Source organism: Endozoicomonas sp. (assembly GCF_031844845.1).
In the GTDB taxonomy this organism is placed as follows: Bacteria; Pseudomonadota; Gammaproteobacteria; order Pseudomonadales; family Endozoicomonadaceae; genus Endozoicomonas.
The window spans coordinates 1-19,320 of record NZ_JAVRMB020000384.1 but is presented as its reverse complement, the minus strand read 5'-3'; the positions used below and the strand labels follow the sequence as shown (position 1 = coordinate 19,320).

Sequence of the window (19,320 nt, the reverse complement as noted above, 5' to 3'; positions counted from 1 at the left end):
CCTGGGCCAGGCATTCGCTGCTGAGGCGCCGCTTTCCTCTTGGAATCCCGGCCCAAGCAAGACGGCCATCATTAACTACGTCAAAGCCGTAACCAGGAGTGATAGCCCGGATTACATCCCCGCCGCCGACCGTATCGCCGTATTTGATAACGATGGCACCCTTTGGGCCGAACAGCCAATGTACAGTCAGCTGGCATTTGCCATTGACCGCATCCATGCCTTAGCCCCCCAGCACCCGGAATGGCAACAACAGCAGCCCTTTAAGGCGGTACTCGAAGGCGACTTGACGACGGCCCTTAAAGGGGGGGAGCACGCCCTTATCGAGATGGTTATGGCCAGCCATGCTGGCATGAGCAGTGAAGCCTTTACCGAGCTCGTCAACCAGTGGCTGGCCACTGCGATCCACCCGACCACCAAACGGAAGTACACCGATATGGTCTACCAACCTATGCTGGAATTGCTTGATTACCTGCGTGTGAACGGTTTTCAGATCTATATTGTTTCCGGCGGTGGCATCGACTTTATGCGCCCATGGGTGGAAGCGGTATACGGCATTCCCCCTCAGCAAGTGATCGGCTCTAGCCTGCAGGTCAGCTACGATTACAACGACGGTAAGCCGCAAATAATCCGTCAGGCGAAGATAAACTTTATCGACGACAAGGCGACCAAGCCAGTAGCGATCCATTACCACATTGGCAAACGTCCAGTCTTCGCCTTCGGTAACTCCGATGGCGACTGGCAGATGCTGCAATGGACCAAGGGCAGCCCTTACCTTAGCTTCGCCGGCATAGTTCACCACACCGACGCCGTGCGGGAATGGGCCTACGATCGGGAGTCAAAGACAGGTCGCTTAAATAAGGCGATGGATCAGGCCAGGCGTGATAACTGGACCCTGGTAGACATGAAGCAAGAGTGGCGGCGGATTTTCCCAACCGTTAAATAAATTTGTCATTTCAACAAACGCTGCCCGCAGCCCGCCTCCCGAAAAAGCCGAGTCCGCATGTGCTTTTGCGGGAAGCGGATAGCGGACAACGGTTTTTGCAAGTCCCAGTAAAATACGGATTTTATTATTGGGCTTCCTAATGGAACCCATATGGAAAACATGTACTAAAATAATACCGTTTTCACTGAAGTTGATGACTGTCGTTTAATTCAACAGGTTGTCAGGAGAAACAAGCATGAACCCAATGATCCGGAAGCTGCTCAAGTGGCTGGCCAGTGTCGGTGCGATAGCGGCCTTAAGCCTTGGCAGCATGTGGTCAGCTGCCGCGGCCAAAAAGCCCAACATTCTTGTTGTCTGGGGGGATGACGTCGGGATATGGAATATCTCTGCCTATTCCCGTGGCATGATGGGTTATCAAACCCCCAATATCGACAGGATTGCCAGCGAAGGCATGATGTTTACTGATTACTATGGTGAGCAATCCTGTACAGCGGGGCGTTCTTCTTTTATCACCGGCCAGTCGGTGTTCCGTACCGGGTTGTCCAAGGTTGGTCTGCCTGGTGCAGAACTGGGCATGCATGAAAAAGACATCACCATAGCCTCAGTGATGAAAAATCAGGGTTATATGACGGGGCAGTTTGGCAAGAATCATCTGGGTGATAAGGATAAGCATTTACCCACCAATCACGGTTTTGATGAATTTTTCGGTAACCTCTATCACTTGAATGCCGAGGAAGAGCCGGAAAATCGCGATTACCCGAAAGATTCTGGGTTCCGCAAGAAGTTTGGTCCACGGGGTGTCGTTCATTCCTATGCCGATGGCAAGATCGAAGATACCGGTCCGTTGACCAAAAAGCGTATGGAAACGGTGGATGATGAAACATCGGCTGCCGCTTTACAGTTTATCGAAAAGGCCCATAAAGCCAACAAACCTTTTTTTATCTGGTGGAGCGGTACGCGTATGCATTTCCGTACCCATGTTAAAGATGAGCTGATGAATGACCCCAAGTATGCAAAGTATGATGAATACACGATCGGTATGATAGAACATGACAGGCATATAGGGCTCTTCCTGAATAAACTGGATGAGCTGAAGATTGCCGACAACACCATGGTTTTCTACTCTACCGATAATGGGCCGCATATGAATACCTGGCCCGATGCGGCAATGACGCCATTTCGTGGCGAAAAAAACACCAACTGGGAAGGTGGCTGGCGGGTACCTGCCATGGTGCGCTGGCCCGGCAATATCAAGGCTGACTCGGTATCCAACGATATCATGCACCATATGGACTGGTTACCGACCTTTGCTGCCATGGCCGGTGAGCCAAAGGTTAAAGAGAAACTGCTGACCAAATACAAGGCTATTGGCCGTTCTTACAAAAATCATCTGGATGGATACAATACGCTGCCTTATTTAACGGGCAAGGTTGAAGATACTCCGCGCAAGGAAATCTTCTATTTCTCCGATGACGGGGATCTGACAGCACTGCGTTACAATGACTGGAAGCTGGTGTTCCTGGAGCAACGTGTTGAAGAGACTCTGGAAATCTGGGCTAACCCTTTCACAGAGCTGCGTGTACCGTTAATTTTCAATCTGCGCCGTGATCCTTTTGAACGAGCACAGAAGACATCCAATACCTATTACGACTGGATGCTTGACAGGGCATATCTGCTGGTTCCTGCCCAGACGTACGTGGCCGGGTTTCTGAAGACCTTTCAAGAATATCCCCCAAGACAGAAGGCGGCCAGCTTCAGCCTGAGCGATGTGATGGCAAAACTGCAGGAAAATCCCGGTAGTAAATAAACGATTGTGAACCTTGAAAGCGGATGACCAGAGGGTTGAAATCCGCTTTTTTATGTCATGTATTAAAACCGTTGATAAACAGCACACTTTATTTTTACCCGGCACTGTCATCCTGTACAGGGAATGTACAGGATCCATCCACAGGGAGGTGATTGCTGGTGGCTTTCCCTCCAGATGGATTGTGTACAGTCCATGTACACAATGACAGTGTGGGGGATGGGTGTCAGGGCATCATCAACTGCTTTGATACACAACCCTTTTTTTGTCTGATTAAAACAGGGTTATTTTAAACCAGGCATAAGTTTTCAAGTAAACGGGAAGATGTTTATGTCGCAGGCATTAACGGACATTGAACAATTGATAAGCACCATGCAGCAGTCGGTTGTTGGTCAGGACGATGTGGTAGAAAAAATCATCGTCTGCTTATTGTGCAATGGCCATGTATTGCTGGAAGGCCTGCCGGGCACAGCCAAGACTCGCTCGGTGAAAACCCTGTCCCGTGTGCTGGCTGCCGATCTCGGGCGAATACAATTTACCCCGGACCTGTTACCGTCGGATGTGACCGGTACCGAGGTCTATCATAATACCGGTGACGGTGAGCAGCTGACATTTCAGCCCGGACCGATATTTGCCAATCTGATTCTTGCCGATGAGATCAACCGCGCTCCGGCCAAGGTGCAGTCTGCACTGTTAGAGGCGATGGAAGAACGGCAGATTACCGTCTCCGGCAAGACCTATCCGTTGCCTGAATTGTTTATGGTATTGGCGACGCAGAATCCGATAGAGCAGGAAGGAACCTATCCTTTGCCGGAAGCGCAGATGGACAGGTTTCTGATGAAAGTCACCATCGGCTATCCCGACGATGAGGCAGAGCTGGGCATTATTCGTCTGGTCAGAGGCGAGGAACAGGCCCCGGAGACAGCGGCTGTCTCCATCAGCCAGCAGGTGGTGCAACAGGCGCGGGACGAAATTCACAGGATTCATATCAGCGAAAATATCGAAAACTATATCGTCGCGCTGGTCATGGCTACCCGCAAAACCGGACGTTACCCTGATAGCCCGTTACAGGACTGGATAGCCGTCGGTTCCAGCCCCAGGGCCAGTATCAATCTGGATAAGACTTGCCGTGCCATGGCCTGGTTACGGGACAAGGATTATGTTGACCCCGATGATGTCCGCGCAGTGGTTCACGGGGTATTGGGGCACCGGCTGATTCTGGCCTTTGATGCACTGGCGGATAATATTTCCAGCACCGAGGTGATTGACGAGTTAATCAAGCAAGTGGCCGTGGCATAGGTTGCTTTCAACAAACGCTGCCCGCAGTCCGCCTCCCGCTGCCCGAAAAAGCCGGGTCCGCGTGTGCTTTTGCGGGCGGCGGGTAGCGGACAACGGGTTTCGCAAGTTCTTGGATAGGTGCAGTCATACCGTGATATCCCAATTTCCCAGCTCGACACAAGACCGCCAGGATGCGCGTATCTGGGTGCAGAAAAAGTCCCTGTATAGCCTGCGCTATAAAACGGCCGGGCTAAGCCTTAAATCCCGTCAGCCGGTCAACAGTTTATTGGCGGGTCGCCATGCCTCACGGCTGAGGGGGCGGGGCCTGAGTTTTGAGGAACTGCGCCAATATCGCAGCGGTGATGATATTCGCACCATGGACTGGAAAGTCACTAACCGAACCAAAAAGCCTTATGTTCGTGTTTATAACGAAGAGCGTGAACGCCAGGTGGTGATCTGTATTGATCAAAGCCTGAGCCTGTTTTTTGGTAGCAGCTATAAGATGAAGTCGGTGACCGCCGCCGAGTCTGCCGCACTGGCAGCCTGGACAGTGAATGCCGGTGGCGATTGTGTTGGCGCACTGCTGTTTAATGACAGCGATCAGCACTATCTGAAACCTCGCCGTGGCGAGAAAGCGGTGCTGGAATTTCTGACCTTGTTAAAGGATTACAATCACAGGTTATCGCTGGATACGATCAGCACAGATGACTCTGCAGCCGGTATCAACCGGGCTTTGCAAACCCTGCTGCGACAGCGACCACAAAATCACCTGCTGATTGTTATATCCGATATGCAGGCTATTAATGAACAGGGCATACGCGGGCTGCGTCAGCTCTGTCTGCATAACGATGTGGTTGTGGTGCAGGTCTACGACAAGCTGGAAGAGAAACTGCCTGATACCCGGGGTTTTGTGGTCAGTGATGGCCGCTTGCAGCTGGTCATTGATGCCCAAAAGCCCGCCATACAGCAGGCTTTTGCGCAGGACTTCCTGCAGTTTAATCAGCAGCTCAGGGCGCAATTACGCCGTTATAATATCCCGGTGCTACCGATTACTACCGATCAGGACGCAGATCGCCAGCTCAGGCGTTTGCTGGGCCAGGCGGCATCAGGGGCATCGCGTACTGACAGAGGACGGGCAGGTGACTGATTCCGGCACCCTTCAGTCTGATGCAAGTCTTATGGCTGCAGACGATGTGGTGGTGATGGATGCCACGTTTGGCAACGCCTATCTGGCGCAACATGATTTTCAAGAGATAATTTTGCAGGCACCGGTTTCCTGGTGGCCGCAGACACCAGGCTGGACTCTGCTGTTGCTGGCACTGGTGGTTATTATGGTTGTTCTGGCCGTGAAAAAATGGCGGCTGTATCGTAGCAATGCTTACCGGCGTCAGGCGGTGGCGCAATTGCATGCCATGGCTGATGATATTCGGGCTCTGCCCGGTTTGTTGCGTGCCGTGGCGATAGAGGCCTATGGTCGGGAAAAGGTTACCCCGTTGACCGGACAATCGTGGCTTGATTTTCTTCAGCGCACTCTTCAGCGCACTCTTCAGCGCACCAATGCGCACTCTCCGTTTAGTGGCGCCACCGGCCAGGATTTACTGACGCTGGCTTATCAACCCCGGCTCTTGCCTGCGGAGTCTGCTGGCGAGCTGATTACCGCGTGCCGGCACTGGATTGAGCAGCATGATAAGGGTGTTATTCGGGAGCCCACGGATGTTTGACTTCGCCAGTATCCGCTTCGAGCACCCACAGTTCTTTGTGTTATGGCTATTGCCGTGGTTGATCAATCGTTTTCTGCCCGCCTATCACCACAGCAGTTCGGCGATAAAAGTCCCGTTCTTTCAGCGTCTGGCGCAGTTGTCCGGGCAGACACCCTCTGGTGGGGCGGCATTGATTCGCCGTATTTTATTCCAGCGTATCTGGCTGGGTGCCGCGTGGTTTTTACTGGTGATTGCGCTGGCTAAACCGTTATTGCTGGGCGAGCCTGTCAGTGAGAAAAAATCCACTACAGATCTGATGATGCTGGTGGATTTATCCGCGTCCATGGAGGCAACCGACTTTCTGCTGGCTTCCGGCCAAGCCGTAGATCGATTGACGGCGTTGAAACAGGTGCTGGCCGATTTTGCCGGGCAGCGGGAAAATGACCGGCTGGGGCTGATCGTGTTTGCTGATAATGCCTATTTGCAAGTGCCTTTCACGGCGGATCATGGCACTTTTCTGCAGCTGCTGGATGAACTGGAGATAGGGATGGCTGGTCAGCAGACCCGCCTCGGCGATGGGGTAGGGCTGGCGATTCAGCTGTTTGAAAGCAGCCAGAAAAAGCATCGTGTCCTGCTGGTACTGACTGACGGCAATGACACCGGCAGCCGCGTGCCCCCCATCGAAGCGGCTAAAGTGGCCGCCAGCAAGGGTATCCGTATTTACAGCATCGCCATGGGGGATCCTGCTTCCATTGGCGAGGCGGCACTGGATATAAAGAGTCTGCAACAGATGGCCACAGTGACCGGTGGGTCATTTTATCAGGCCATGAATAGCCAGCAGCTGCAGGCCATCTACGGTGAAATAGACGCCCTGGAACAGGAGCAATATGAGGTCTCGGTATACCAGCCCAGGCAGGATGTTTTTTACTGGCCGCTGGGGCTGGTGGTTGTGGTTTACTGCCTTTTTCATGTGCTGTTGTTGATAAATAATCGGTACCGTTTGCGACAGAGAGACCGGCTTGTGGCGCAGCTGAAACAAGCCGGGAGCACCACCGATGCCCAGTGATTTTCTGCCGTTGCAGGAGCTGACACAGTTCCACTTTCTAAGGCCACAGTTTTTATGGCTGCTGACGGTACCGGTCTTGCTGCTCTGGCTGATAGGACGGTTGAGTCGTCAGCAGCAACGCACTGGCGTCGATATAGCCCCGCATCTACAGCGCGTGCTGACGGTCAGGAACCGGAAAAAAGCCTGGTGGACGCCGGAAAACGCCAGTCTGTTAGCCCTGCTTTTTGCGGTACTGGCAATGGCCGGGCCCAGCTGGTATTTGCAGGAGGATGGCGGTGGCCAGGCCGCTTCTGATGTGATTATTGTTATCTCTCTGGCAGACAGCATGCTGCAGGATGATGTCAAACCCACTCGCCTGCACAGGGCTCAGCAGAAAATAGACGACTTTGTGCGCCTTAAACCGGCCGGTAATGTTGCGTTGCTGGTGTATGCCGACAGTGCCTATCAGGTCACGCCGTTTACGCCGGATGTGGATATCATCCTGAACTTCAGCCGCGTTCTGACACCTTCTATCATGCCGCAGCCCGGAGATGATGCCTCCAGTGTTTTACCGTTACTGGACTCGTTGCTGAAGAGCAGCCCTGAGTTGGATTACCAGCCCTATGTCTTATGGATCAGCGATGGCATCAGCACTGAGGCAACATCAGCCATGACCGATTTTATCCGTAAGCAGGATATGGCCATAGGCTTTTATGGCGTTGGCGGCAATCAGGCAGACAGCACAGACGGTGCCCAGGCCTTTGATGAAATCAGCTTGAAGCAGCTGGCCCAACTGCCCGGGGCTTTTTACCAGCGCTTATCGATATCCGGGCGTGATATAGAACAGTTGCAAAAGCCGCTAATCAACCCCAGGCGGCGGGAATATACGACAGATGGTCAAGCTGCGCAGAAGCCAGAACAGTCATGGCAGGATATGGGCTATTATCTGCTGCCTTTTTTTATGCTGATATTTTTGCTGTGGTTTCGCCGGGGCTGGAGCCTGACATGGTTGATCAATGGTAAAAGTCTGTTGTTGTTGTTGTTGCTGCTGCTGATTAACCCGCTGGTTTCAGAGCGGGCTCAGGCCAATAGTTTTGAATTGCCTGATAACTGGCTTGGCTGGTGGTTGTCGGCGGATCAGCAGGGTCAGTGGTATTTTAACCACGGTGACTATGAAAAAGCGGCGGCGGCTTTTGATAACCTTTTTCACAAGGCGCAGGCCTGGTATTTTGCCGAAGAGTTTGCCAGCGCGGCCAGCGAGTTTGCCAAACTGGATTCCAGGGCCGCTCGCTTTAATCGGGCTAATGCGCTGGCCCAGGGACGCCAATATAGTCAGGCAGTTGTGGCGTATGAAAAACTGTTGCAGGATTTTCCGGCATTCACCGCCGCAGGAGATAACTTGCGTATTGTCAGGAAAATCGTCAGGGAAAATGCTGAGATGGCCGAAAGCCAGCAGCAGGAATCTGAGGACAGCAGTCAGGCTCTGGAGCAGGGCGATAAAGGCAGTGGCGGTGCAGAAGACAAGCTGGGCCGTAATGAACAGTCCGCAGATGCCAGCGCCGATGATGATGCGATGACGGTAGAAACCGACGCCCCGGCCGTGGCAGAAGGTCAGTTGTCGGCGCAGCAGATTCTGGCGGATGAAGCGATTCAGAAACAGTGGATGACATTGGTTCAGCAGGATCCGGCCGACTTTCTGGAAGCCAAATTTCGCATCCAGCAAAGCCGACGCCAATCGTCTGAGGGGAGCGAGCATAAAGGTGAAAACCGCTAAATATTACCTACAGCTATGGCTGCTGGTGCTGGGCTTAAGTCATCACAGTCAGGGCTGTGGCGCGGATATCTTTGCCGAAGCCAGCTTGCCGGTCACGGGCACCATAGCCATCACGCAACAAGTGAAACTGACGGTTGATATATTCAGCCGTCAGGACTTTGCCCGCAGCAGCCAGATTCGCTGGCAGCCGGTTGCCGGCCTGGTGATCGAACAAAAAGAACCTTTCTCAACTCGTTATACCGCGCAGCGACAGGGACATGAATATTTTGTTCAGCAATGGGAGCTGCTGCTGACCCCCCAGGCACCCGGCCCCTACCGATTGCCTGCGCTACAGATTGATGTGTGGGTGCGTGATGATGACGGACAGGTCGCGCTAAAACCGACTGCTGGCATACAGAGCAATAGCATCGAATTCTCAGCCAGCATTCCCGAGGCTATGCAGGGTATAGAGCACTGGTTTGCAGCCACGGCGGTGACGGTTGAACGGTCGTTTGAGCCAGACCTGCTGGATGAGAGTAGCGACAAGCCGGTCATAGGCGTGGGTGATGCGCTATCCAGAACGATTCATATATGGGCGCAGGATAGTGCCCCACGGATGCTGCCGACGTTCAACTTCCGTTCCTATCAGGGCTTGTCGGCTTATCAGAAACCGGCACAGACAGCGGAATCCGTTAATCGCGGTCGCTATACGGCAGAGAAAACCATTCGCGTCGATTATCTGGTTGAAGAGGATGGCCGTTATCAGTTTCCGGCACGGCAGATACACTGGTGGGATACCGTCAATCAACGCCATCAAGTGATAGAACTGGATGAAGTGCTATTGCAGGCAGGTGAAAATCCGACATTGAAACCCTTTGTCTTGAGTGCAGAGGAACAACAACAGCAAAGCCGTCGACGGTGGCTTATGGGCATTGCCACGGGGCTGGCGTTATTACTGCCGGGGCTTGCGGCTTTGGGCGTGTATCGGTATTGGCAACGCCCGCATGTGCAGCAGGCAATAGCGCTTAGACGGCTGTTAAAGGCTGCCTGTGCAGAGGAGGATCTGTTAAAGCAGCAGGCGATGTTTTACCGCTATTTCGATTACCGCCAGTCTGCTGACTATGATGCACAATTACAGAGTTTACTGGCTGGCATAAGTTCTGCCACAACGCGATCTGGTATGTTGACGCAGCTTGCCGCCTTGCAGGCTTATTTATACGCTGAACAGCGCCGGTCTTCGGTGATGAAAGCGGACGCGTTCTGGTCGTCTTTGTTGGCGGTGGTTTCTAACCAACGGGCTCAATCATCACCAGCTGATGGCTTGCGCTTAAACCCTGCAGGAGAAAAACACAAAGCATAATCCTTGTTCTTATAAACCCTGTAATGGTTTTTATTGCTGTCACGGCAGAGGGGGCTGATATGGTAAAAGTTCTGTGATCAATATCTGGCACAGCAGACAGAAGATCAGTTAGTTATCATGGAAAACCACTGGCAAGCTCACAAAATACATCTTCAGCATTACCTTGGCAGTCGGAACGATGACGAAACAGTGGTAAGCGACATTGTATAGGTAGTATGTATCAAGGCGCACACCCAATTTCATACACTGAAATCCGAAGATAGTATGGGGCCTGGCTCTATCGAGTCGCCTATAACGCGATTATCCTAAATTCAGCAGTTGATCTGTGTGACGGGTGCCAAGTACCTGGAACAATGGGGCCGCAGCTTTGAAACCCAATGGCTGATGATTCCCGATAAAGTCGGTCATTACTTACACCGTTGGTGGAATCTGCTTTAGATGTTTCAAAGCGGCCGGTTTTTTTGGGTGGAGTTCCATCTGAAGAGCTGGTAATTGTCGTTTCTCTATTAGCTCTAACAGAGCCGATATCATCCTCAGACACTTTAAACTCCGGATTTTCCCAGTACGCCCATTGAATAAAGCATTGGGATTGGGGTTTATACTTTTTTCAAAGCCGTTTTTCAAAGCCGTTTTTCAAAGCCACCTGTTTTTTTGTTTTGGCAGTTTTTTTTGAAAAGTTCCCTGCTTGATATCTTCTGACTCGTTCCCACGCTCTGCGGGGTAAGCAGTTGATCATTTGTTTTTATATTGCGCATGGCTGATAACTACTAAAAACGACTGAGGCACTATTTATAACAGATTTTACAACAGATGCAGCAGCAAACCATGGGCTGCTTATTTTCGGGCTTCAACAAACAGGGCCTGTCTGTAGAAGCCGGTGAGCGGTTCACCAAAAGAACGGGTTAAATCAGTGGATACTTTTTTAACAACGTCTTCTGTATCCATACCCCGTTCAGTGAACTCATTAAAAAGAGGTGTGCCATATATAAAGCCTTTGCAGGCATCCAGTGCTGGTATGGGGTCTAGCTCTCGTTTGACCACATGGATTGAAATATCAGAAAAACCGGCGCTTTCACACACGGATTTGAGCAGGTCCAGGCTGGAGCAATTATGAGGGATCTCTTGAAATTCCAACGGTTGTGTACCAAAGCACTGACTCAGACAGTGATAAAATTCCTGCCCTAACGGGTTTCGTTCGATGATATCCCAAACACTGAGCAATAATGATCCATCGTCTTGTAATACTCTGTGGGCTTCTGCTAACGCTGTAACCTTGTCTGGGAAAAACATCAGGCCAAACATGGACACCACCACATCAAATTGTTGATCAGTGTACGGTAATTGAACAGCATCCACCGGTTCAAAGGTGATGTTCTTTCTACGGCCTAATTTTTGACGGGCAATGCTTAACATCGATTCGCTGATATCTGACACAATATAGTGTGTATTCCCGGGGAGGGCTGAGGTGATCAATTCCGAGCATGCACCTGTTCCGGCTGCTGTTTCCAACACATGGTTTGGCTGAAGCTTAGCTACTCTTATTGCCATTTCATGAGCGAAGGGTTTGATGTTCAGAGGGAAAATCAGACGATCATAATTTTCTGGAATAGAGTCAGCGAAGGACAGGTCAGGCATACAAACATACTCTTAAGTCTATGATTACAAAGATACCATTTCATACAACTGATTTTCTGACTCTGTGGGTCAGCTACGCATAAAATGAACCTGATACTCACGCTTACAGATTGAAAAGTACTAAATGTAGTAGGTTAAGTTACCAACCGGGGAAAATCTCATATTCATACATCCAGTTTTTTGATTTTGGCAAACTCAACCAGCGCTGATATGAGTGCGTTATTAAAAGCCTGACCCACATGCATTTGTTGCATGGCAATATGATGGGCTGTTGGGGTATTGCTATCCTGGGTGTGGGCAATGTACTCAACTATTGCCTCGTTCGAAGGATCAAGAGCCGAAAGCAATGCCTGCCTTTCGATATCGCCCAGGGTTCCATTTTGTTCTTTTCTCACCAAATCCCAGATAGTGAGGCCCATTAATTGCGTTTGTTGCTCTCTGCCCTTTTGATTCAGAAGGAACTTCAAATTTTCTAACGAGCTTTCATTCTCAAGATGATGTTCTATACCGTAATAATACCTGGATTTGATTAAATCATGCAAAGTTTTAAGTTCGTCCTGACTCTCCTCGTTCAATTTAAGCTTGTAAGAAAAAACTTTAGCTTTTAATGCTTCCAGCGGGTAGCCCATATCAACTGGCACTTGAGTATTGCCCTCGGGGAGTGCAGAGAGATAAGCATGACCTGTTTGCAAAAGAAATGAAGTGGAATTAGCCCCTTCCGTCAACATCGGCAGGTTTGAGGATGTAATCAGATGCTGGAAAACCGGTTTAGGCAGGTCTGGAAGAAGACATAGGCCAACCTTTCCTTGCTGTATTAATTGATCCAGCGGTTGTTTTGCATCTGCTTGTTCCATGTCGATAACGGGAATATTTTTTTCACGGCAGATACTTTGTAATAATTCATCCATCAGTTGTGATTTACCCATACAAATCAGGCTTGCTTTATTCGGTTCTGTTTTTTCAGCGCTTTCTTTCACGATATCAAACCATCGGCCAACGACACGTTCCTTTTGCTTAGAGGTGAGGTCGTGATGATGTAAACCATAAACAACCCCACTATGTACATTGCCTTGTCGGCTTAGAGAGCATATTTTAGCTACATTTTCTGCCAGAGATGAATTCCCCATAGATGACTGTTTAAGCCTATCGTCAATCCATCGTTTTTCATCATCATTGTTCTTAAAATCCAATGCCTGATGGCCCGGCTCCGGAATGATGCTATTGGGTGGCAAATGCAAAGGTACTGCCCTGTGACACGAACCCTTAATGTCGGTACAAAGTGTTTGCAGGTAACTCCCATAACGATAAGGTTTAAGCACCATATAGTTTTTTCCCAGAGTTCCACAATGGCCGTATTTAGTGATTGGATCCACCATTGAGATTGTTAATGGAGGCTCTTTTGCGACATCATCACAATCAAGGATCGTCACCTTAGTGTCTAAAATATGGATGTCCTGGGGAAGCCCGAGAGCGGGATTAAATTCAGGGAGTAATGCAGCTAATTTATGCCAGGCGACCTGACGATTTCTCTCGTATCGTTCCTTTTCAGCCTGACTAAATTGCTTTCGCTCTGCCGGTGTAACTTGTATGGTCTTTCCGGGGTTTATATCATTCGGTGGTGATAGTCGCATCTGAATATGCGGCACCCCCAGATAAGCAAGCGATCTGATCGTATCCACAGCGGCATTTTCATCACCCAGTGACCAAAACTTTTTTGTTGTTTCGCCAGTATAACAGGTAAAGCTGCTGTAAACGCCTACTTGACCAAGCCCCTTAAGCACCGCTCTGGCCTGTTTTTCCTTTTCATGATTGCTAACTTCAACGCTGGATTTCAGATGCAATCCCTGGAGAGTTGTACTTTCCCTTTCCTTACTTTCCCTTGCCTTACTTTGCAAGGGAAGATTGCCTGACAAATTCAACTTTGGCATCCGTGCTCTGGCTCTCTTTAAGTGCAGGTTGTGATCTCCCTCAGCTGCTTCTGAATCGAGCCATTTTTCAATAGATTGCCCTTTCAAAACATTGGGGCCGGGGATTTCACTTATGGTATCAACAGCGTCCAAAGCTCTTTTTAACGGTATATTGTTCTCTGCCTGAGCCGCTGCTTTATTAAAGGGAACCGCTTGAAATTCATGAAACACTTTTTTTCGCAGGCGATGAATTTTTTCATCACCTTTTTGATCACCAGTGGAAAGGTTTGCAAAATAGTCTACGTGACAAAGTTTTTCCTGGACACACGGATAATCCAGCACCTTACTTAAAAACTTTACTTTAACTTCTCGTGACGATTCTTTGTGCTGCATCATCAAATCAATGGGTGTATTATTATTTATGTTTTTGACGATAAGACTTTCTGGTTGCATTTTCACCATTGATAGACATATGTTCAAACTTTGGTCTACGACAGCATAATGAAGTGGAACCCGACCAGAATCATCTCGTATAAGCCAAGCCTCTTTGTCTACGTTTTCAGCATGGATTATCTCCACAAAACCATCCATAGTCGCTGCATAATGTAAAGTAGTTAAGTTAAAAAACAGATCTGATTTTTGGACTAATGCCTTCTTTCCCTGTTCTGTGGCTATTGCCAGCTTAAACAGTTCAGGTTTATTCAGCGCACATAAAATAAAAACCACTGTTCTGTTTTTTTCATCACAAACCAAGAGGCAGTCAGGATTTTTTTCAATTAGCCAGGAATATTTTTCGATCAGATGTATTACGCTCACATAATCTCCTTGCTGAACAGCCTTATCAAGGTCATTAATGATCGACTGATTATTTTGAAAACTCGTACTTTCAGGAAGTAACGCTTCACTTTTGCTGGATGCTTGAGAAACCTTCCGTCGTTTTTCTTTTTCACCGGAGTGACCTGTTAGCGGTTGGCCAGAAAGATAACTAGGTGTACCAGGCTCACGAACGCGTTTGCATTTTCTGGGCAACCCGACACGTTGTTGTCCGGGCGCCTTATCGCTTTCCACTTTTGTTAGTTTGGAAGAGTTGAACTGGTCAGTATTAGCCCCTGTAATTGGTATCATTATCCATCCTTCCGAATAAAATAATCTATCCTGTAACTAGAGAGAGCCCTGCTTAAATAACTTTCCCTTTTATTTCTCTCTATTCCCATGCCGGGGATAAGAGCGAAGTAAAATAACCATGTTATTTCAGGACAATTTCCCAAGTACTTTAATGTTAAATAATTAACCATTAGCTTTCGCATATGGTTTTCTTCGTTTGCACGTTTTTCAGACTGGCAAAGCCACTGTACCAGCACCTGCAAGGCATTAAACTAACCACCTTGTTAGGAATATTGGATTTCATTTAATCAGCCATGGTATTTGTCAACATAGTGGTCGCTTCAACTTAAGCTGCTTTGCTTAGTTGAGGGTTTGTTGGGGCTTTCGACCCAACCTGCGGACACTGGGCAAATAGGATAACGTTATGCTGTGAGTGCGTAGCATGAGTTATCAGTTTCAAGACTGAGGCCTGATACGGGAATTATCGTACCAACCAGAGAGAGACTCTTATTCTTTTTCGGAAAGATGACCTCCAGCAGTTTTTAGAAAAATTCTCCGTGTTAAAATTCGCTGCAAGCGATATCGTGCCGTTGTTGAAGCCTCTCACAATTTTGGTCGCTTTTTTAACGGCCAGATTACTGCCGCCGGTAAAATCCCACCGGCTAAAGTGCTGGTGATTGGTGCTGGTGCTGCCGGTCTTGCTGCACTGGGTGCTGCTGGCAGTAACAGCAGGGTTCGACAGAAACAATTATGGTTGTGCCTATTGTCGAGTCGGGGGCTTTCGTCGGGGCTTTCTTCATCGACATCGTTAATCTGATTATCCTGCAGGCAACATTGGCGGTTGTTGGGTAAAAATAGCGGTCTGACACTTCCCGCCCTAAAGTACCCATAGGACACGAAGGCGAGGGTTCTTGGATCGCTCCAAGAGTTTCCTGTTTCGACGCGCCTTCCCTGGGTAGCAGCCAAGCCGCTATCCCCGTTCTGGTCGCTCCGCAGGCTTAACCTACCGTATGCCCTACGGTAGGTCTGCAGGCTTCTGAGGCAGTCGCAAAACCCTGCTGCCGGTGGAGTGACATCCGGGAAAAAATCTTAATGACCTTCCTGTGATCTTCATCTTCTGGCTCACCTTAATCACTCATCATCAGTTATCTCTCTCTTTTCCCTGCCCCACTTAGACTGATAAATAGCTTTATTATCTTGACAGCATTCAGCGTATGGATGAATTATACTGTGTATAAATACAGTATTGGAGTTTGCCCGGCAATGAAGCTTGCTCCTTTGATCCCTGAACTGAAACCTACAAAATACCCCTATTATTAGAGTCCGACGGCCTGTGGCTTTGCCAGTCCTGCAGCGGATTATCTACAGGAAACACTGTCCCTGGACCAGCTGTTGATTCGGCACCCGGCAGCTACTTTCTTTGCCAGGGCTCAGGGGCCGTCGATGGAAGGGGCGGGCATTTTTAATGAGGATATCCTGATTATTGACCGCTCACTGACCCCAAAACCGGGGGATGTGGTCATCGCCCTGCTGGATGGAGATCTGATGGTGAAACGGCTGGTTTATCAGGGCTAAAAGCTGATGCTTCAGTCAGAGAACCCGGACTATCCACCCATAGTGCTGAATTCTGAACAGAATCTGGATGTCTGGGGCGTTGTCACTGAGGTGGTGCACCGTTTGCGATGAAACCGATCATAGCCTGCGTGATGCCAATGCTTTTTACTGCTCTTGTGAGCAGGTTTTTGATCCGTCCCTGAGAAACCGGGCATTGGGTGTGTTGAGCAATAACGATGGCTGTATTATTGCCAGAACCTGGGAGTTAAAATCCCTGGGGGTTGCCATGGGGACACCGGGTTTCAAGGTTCGTCATTTAGTGGAGCGGGGAGATATCGTGCTGAGAAGTTCCAATTATCCTCTCTACGGCGATATGTCTTCCCGCTTTATGTCGGTACGGGGACAGTTTACGCCTGACCTCGAGGTTTATTCCATTGATGAAGCATTTCTCGATCTTTCCGGTTTTCCTGATGAGCCGCTGGAGAGTATGGGGCAGACAATGAGAGATCAGGTGTATCGCTGGACGGGATTACCCATAGGCGTTGGCATCTCAACCACCCGGACATTGGCCAAGCTGGCGAACTATGCGGCCAAGAAATATCGTGCCACAGAAGGCGTTGTGGATTTAACCAGCCCTGTGCGTCAGCGTCGTTTGATGGATATTACTCCGGTTGGTGAAGTCTGGGGAGTAGGGCGCCGTATTGCCAAACGACTGGAAGCCGCGGGTATCCATACTGGCGGGCAGCTGGTGGGCTGTCAGCGTAAGTGGATCAAACGTGAGTTTTCTGTGGTGTTGGAGCGAACGGTGTGTGAACTTCAGGGCGAGAGCTGTATTGCTGCAGACGATCAGCATAGTGATAACAAACACCAGATTATGTGCTCCCGCAGTTTTGGCAAACGAATCAAAACCATTGAAGAGCTGCACTCTGCGCTGGTTTGTTATATTCAGTCGGGCCTGTGAAAAGCTCCGGGAGCAGAATCAGTTTGCTCGTGAAGCGATTGTCTTTATCCGAACCGATCCTTTCCGCCAGAGTTCCTGGCCAATGGGTGGCAGTATCCGGCTGGCCCTGCCTGAGCCCAGTGCTGATACGCGCCCATGGTTGCAACGGTTAAGGCCAGCACTGGAAAAAATATTCAATGAAGGGTGTGAGTATAAAAAAGGGGGAGTTGTATTACTGGATCTCTGTGGTAGTCACAGTTTTCAGGGAGATTTACTGGCAACTCAATCTCTTCAGGAAAAGCAAGGACAAGACTCGATCATGACGGTGTTAGATGCTGTTAACCATCGTTTCGGTCGGAATATGCTTCGCCCGGCTTCCGTGGGATTTGCAAAGCAGGACTGGCATATGAATCAGCAGTTGCTGAGCCGCTGTTATACTGCCCGGTGGTCGGATCTTCTAACGATCAGAACATAGTTTCATGATTATTTGTGAACACTGCTTCTGATCGTGTTATAACTTCACTTCCCGATTGGCTCCTCTGTTAACTATATTGGCGAGTGACCATGGAACTTACATTGCATTCTGCTACGAACCCCATCGTCTGCGAAGTTGCTGAGCTTTTGATGGCCAGGGGTTGGACCCTGTCTACAGCGGAGTCCTGTACCGGAGGAGGGATTGGTCATGCGTTGACTGCCTTACCCGGCAGTTCGGACTGGTTTGAAGGTGGCGTCATTTGTTATGCCAACGGAGTGAAACGCCGTCTGCTGCACGTACCCGAAGTGATTCTCAATAAATACGGCGCTGTGAGTGAGCAGGTGGCGGTCAATATGGCCCAGGGCGTTCGCAAACTATTGGAAACCGATATTTCTGTAGCCGTGACCGGGGTTGCGGGGCCGGGTGGTGGCACACCGGATAAACCGGTGGGAACCGTATGGATTGCCTGGAGCACGGGGCAGGAAACGGCTGCCAGACATTTTCATCTTGAAGGTGACCGTGATCAGATTCGGGAGCAGACAGTGTTTCAGGCTTTGCAGGGGATCCTGATGCTATAACCTGAAAAAAAATCCGTTTTTGTCGAAGAGATAAATATACTGGACAAATAACCAGTATCTGTTTAAATACACAGTATTACTTTTTAAGCTGTTCCTGATGAAGTCAGAATCGAACTAAGGGCGTGAAGAATGGATGATAATAGAAAAAAAGCGTTAGCCGCAGCACTGGGTCAGATTGACCGTCAGTTTGGTAAAGGCGCCATCATGCGTATGGGCGATCAGAAGCAGGAAGCGATTCCGGCTATTTCTACGGGTTCTCTACAGTTGGATATTGCGCTTGGCATTGGCGGTTTGCCAAAAGGCCGTGTTATCGAAATCTATGGACCTGAATCCTCCGGTAAAACCACACTGACCCTGAGTGTTATTGCTCAGGCCCAGAAGCAGGGCGCTACCTGTGCGTTTGTTGATGCGGAACATGCCCTTGACCCTTTGTATGCTGGCAAGCTCGGTGTTGATGTAGATAACCTGTACGTTTCCCAGCCTGATACCGGGGAACAGGCGCTTGAAATTACCGATATGCTGGTTCGTTCCGGTGCGGTGGATGTTGTTGTGATTGACTCGGTTGCAGCACTGGTACCCAAGGCTGAAATCGAAGGTGATATGGGTGATCACCATGTGGGTCTTCAGGCTCGTCTGATGTCTCAGGCACTGCGTAAGCTGACCGGTTCCATCAAGCAGACCAACTGTATGGTGATCTTCATCAACCAGATTCGTATGAAGATTGGTGTGATGTTTGGCAACCCGGAAACCACCACCGGTGGTAATGCCCTGAAGTTCTACTCCTCTGTCCGTCTTGATATCCGTCGTACCGGTGCCGTCAAACAGGGTGATGAGATTATTGGTAATGAAACCCGCGTTAAGGTCGTGAAGAACAAGGTATCTCCTCCTTTCCGTCAGGCAGAATTCCAGATTCTTTACGGTCAGGGTATCTACCATATGGGTGAAGTGATTGATCTGGGTGTGAAACAGAATCTGATCGATAAGTCCGGTGCCTGGTATGCCTATAAAGGATCCAAGATTGGTCAGGGCAAAGCCAATGCTGCTCAGTACCTCACTGACAACCCGAAAGTGGCTGCTGAAATCGAAGCCCAGATCCGTGATGAATTAATGAACTCACCAGAGAAAGAAGCCGCGAAAAAAGCCGAGGCCGAAGCCAAAAAAGATTCCGGCAAAAAAGATGCCGGCAAAAAAGATCCCGGCAAAAAAGGTGAAGTTGTTGCCGAGAATCTGCAGCAAGATGAGCT

At 49.5% G+C, this 19,320-nt stretch carries 15 protein-coding genes and 1 pseudogene; 14 read left to right on the top strand and 2 right to left on the bottom strand.

The window, feature by feature from the left end; genetic code table 11:
• From RM811_RS21390 to RM811_RS21355, 8 genes are all read left to right on the top strand, one after another.
• On the top strand, nucleotides 1–943 hold a 943-nt coding region (locus RM811_RS21390), incomplete at its 5' end, for an HAD family hydrolase (protein WP_402528146.1).
• A gap of 235 nt (nucleotides 944–1,178) precedes the next feature.
• Nucleotides 1,179–2,750, top strand: coding sequence for an arylsulfatase (locus RM811_RS21385; protein WP_402528143.1), 1,572 nt, complete (start codon nucleotides 1,179–1,181; stop codon nucleotides 2,748–2,750).
• 321 nt (nucleotides 2,751–3,071) lie between these two features.
• On the top strand, nucleotides 3,072–4,046 hold the full coding sequence (locus tag RM811_RS21380; RefSeq protein WP_402528140.1) for an AAA family ATPase: 975 nt from the start codon (nucleotides 3,072–3,074) through the stop codon (nucleotides 4,044–4,046).
• 184 nt (nucleotides 4,047–4,230) lie between these two features.
• Complete coding sequence (locus tag RM811_RS21375) at nucleotides 4,231–5,172, top strand: DUF58 domain-containing protein (protein ID WP_402528137.1); 942 nt, start codon at nucleotides 4,231–4,233, stop codon at nucleotides 5,170–5,172.
• Entirely contained in the window at nucleotides 5,165–5,746 is a 582-nt protein-coding gene (locus RM811_RS21370) for a DUF4381 domain-containing protein (protein ID WP_402528134.1), read from the top strand. The genes RM811_RS21375 and RM811_RS21370 overlap by 8 nt, the downstream gene beginning before the upstream one ends.
• On the top strand, nucleotides 5,739–6,791 hold the full coding sequence (locus RM811_RS21365) for a VWA domain-containing protein (protein WP_402528131.1): 1,053 nt from the start codon (nucleotides 5,739–5,741) through the stop codon (nucleotides 6,789–6,791). The genes RM811_RS21370 and RM811_RS21365 overlap by 8 nt, the downstream gene beginning before the upstream one ends.
• A complete protein-coding gene (locus RM811_RS21360; RefSeq protein ID WP_402528128.1) occupies nucleotides 6,781–8,544 on the top strand; it encodes a VWA domain-containing protein in 1,764 nt (587 codons plus the stop codon). Before RM811_RS21365 ends, RM811_RS21360 begins: the two co-directional genes overlap by 11 nt.
• Nucleotides 8,531–9,883 (top strand): hypothetical protein, encoded by a 1,353-nt coding sequence (locus RM811_RS21355; protein ID WP_402528126.1) that lies wholly within the window; start codon nucleotides 8,531–8,533, stop codon nucleotides 9,881–9,883. Before RM811_RS21360 ends, RM811_RS21355 begins: the two co-directional genes overlap by 14 nt.
• A gap of 834 nt (nucleotides 9,884–10,717) precedes the next feature.
• On the opposite strand, the gene RM811_RS21350 is transcribed toward RM811_RS21355, so the two are convergent.
• Nucleotides 10,718–11,518 (bottom strand): class I SAM-dependent methyltransferase, encoded by an 801-nt coding sequence (locus RM811_RS21350; RefSeq protein WP_402528123.1) that lies wholly within the window; start codon nucleotides 11,516–11,518, stop codon nucleotides 10,718–10,720.
• A 164-nt stretch (nucleotides 11,519–11,682) separates the two neighbouring features.
• Nucleotides 11,683–14,550, bottom strand: coding sequence for a hypothetical protein (locus RM811_RS21345; protein WP_402528120.1), 2,868 nt, complete (start codon nucleotides 14,548–14,550; stop codon nucleotides 11,683–11,685).
• 559 nt (nucleotides 14,551–15,109) lie between these two features.
• Here RM811_RS21345 and RM811_RS21340 point away from each other — a divergent pair.
• From RM811_RS21340 to recA, 6 genes and pseudogenes are all read left to right on the top strand, one after another.
• Nucleotides 15,110–15,253, top strand: a pseudogene (locus tag RM811_RS21340) (hypothetical protein); the annotation flags it as partial.
• A 650-nt stretch (nucleotides 15,254–15,903) separates the two neighbouring features.
• Nucleotides 15,904–16,104 carry a LexA family protein gene (locus RM811_RS21335; RefSeq protein WP_402528148.1) on the top strand — a complete coding sequence of 67 codons (201 nt, stop codon included), beginning with the start codon at nucleotides 15,904–15,906 and terminating at the stop codon, nucleotides 16,102–16,104.
• Nucleotides 16,105–16,171: 67 nt separating this feature from the next.
• Nucleotides 16,172–17,044 carry a Y-family DNA polymerase gene (locus tag RM811_RS21330; RefSeq protein WP_402528117.1) on the top strand — a complete coding sequence of 291 codons (873 nt, stop codon included), beginning with the start codon at nucleotides 16,172–16,174 and terminating at the stop codon, nucleotides 17,042–17,044.
• Entirely contained in the window at nucleotides 16,995–17,498 is a 504-nt protein-coding gene (locus RM811_RS21325) for a DUF4113 domain-containing protein (protein WP_402528114.1), read from the top strand. Before RM811_RS21330 ends, RM811_RS21325 begins: the two co-directional genes overlap by 50 nt.
• Nucleotides 17,499–17,587: 89 nt before the next feature.
• Entirely contained in the window at nucleotides 17,588–18,076 is a 489-nt protein-coding gene (locus RM811_RS21320; protein ID WP_402528112.1) for a CinA family protein, read from the top strand.
• Between the two features lie 129 nt (nucleotides 18,077–18,205).
• On the top strand, nucleotides 18,206–19,320 hold a 1,115-nt coding region (recA, locus tag RM811_RS21315), incomplete at its 3' end, for a recombinase RecA (RefSeq protein WP_402528109.1).

Bases quoted from the DNA above. Each gene is read 5' to 3' on its own strand.
- RM811_RS21385 (WP_402528143.1), top strand. From the start codon at position 1,179: ATGAACCCAATGATCCGGAAGCTGCTCAAGTGGCTGGCCAGTGTCGGT.
- RM811_RS21330 (WP_402528117.1), top strand. From the start codon at position 16,172: ATGTCTGGGGCGTTGTCACTGAGGTGGTGCACCGTTTGCGATGAAACC.
- RM811_RS21345 (WP_402528120.1), bottom strand. From the start codon at position 14,550: ATGATACCAATTACAGGGGCTAATACTGACCAGTTCAACTCTTCCAAA.
- RM811_RS21360 (WP_402528128.1), top strand. From the start codon at position 6,781: ATGCCCAGTGATTTTCTGCCGTTGCAGGAGCTGACACAGTTCCACTTT.
- RM811_RS21320 (WP_402528112.1), top strand. From the start codon at position 17,588: ATGGAACTTACATTGCATTCTGCTACGAACCCCATCGTCTGCGAAGTT.
- RM811_RS21365 (WP_402528131.1), top strand. From the start codon at position 5,739: ATGTTTGACTTCGCCAGTATCCGCTTCGAGCACCCACAGTTCTTTGTG.
- RM811_RS21350 (WP_402528123.1), bottom strand. From the start codon at position 11,518: ATGCCTGACCTGTCCTTCGCTGACTCTATTCCAGAAAATTATGATCGT.
- RM811_RS21380 (WP_402528140.1), top strand. From the start codon at position 3,072: ATGTTTATGTCGCAGGCATTAACGGACATTGAACAATTGATAAGCACC.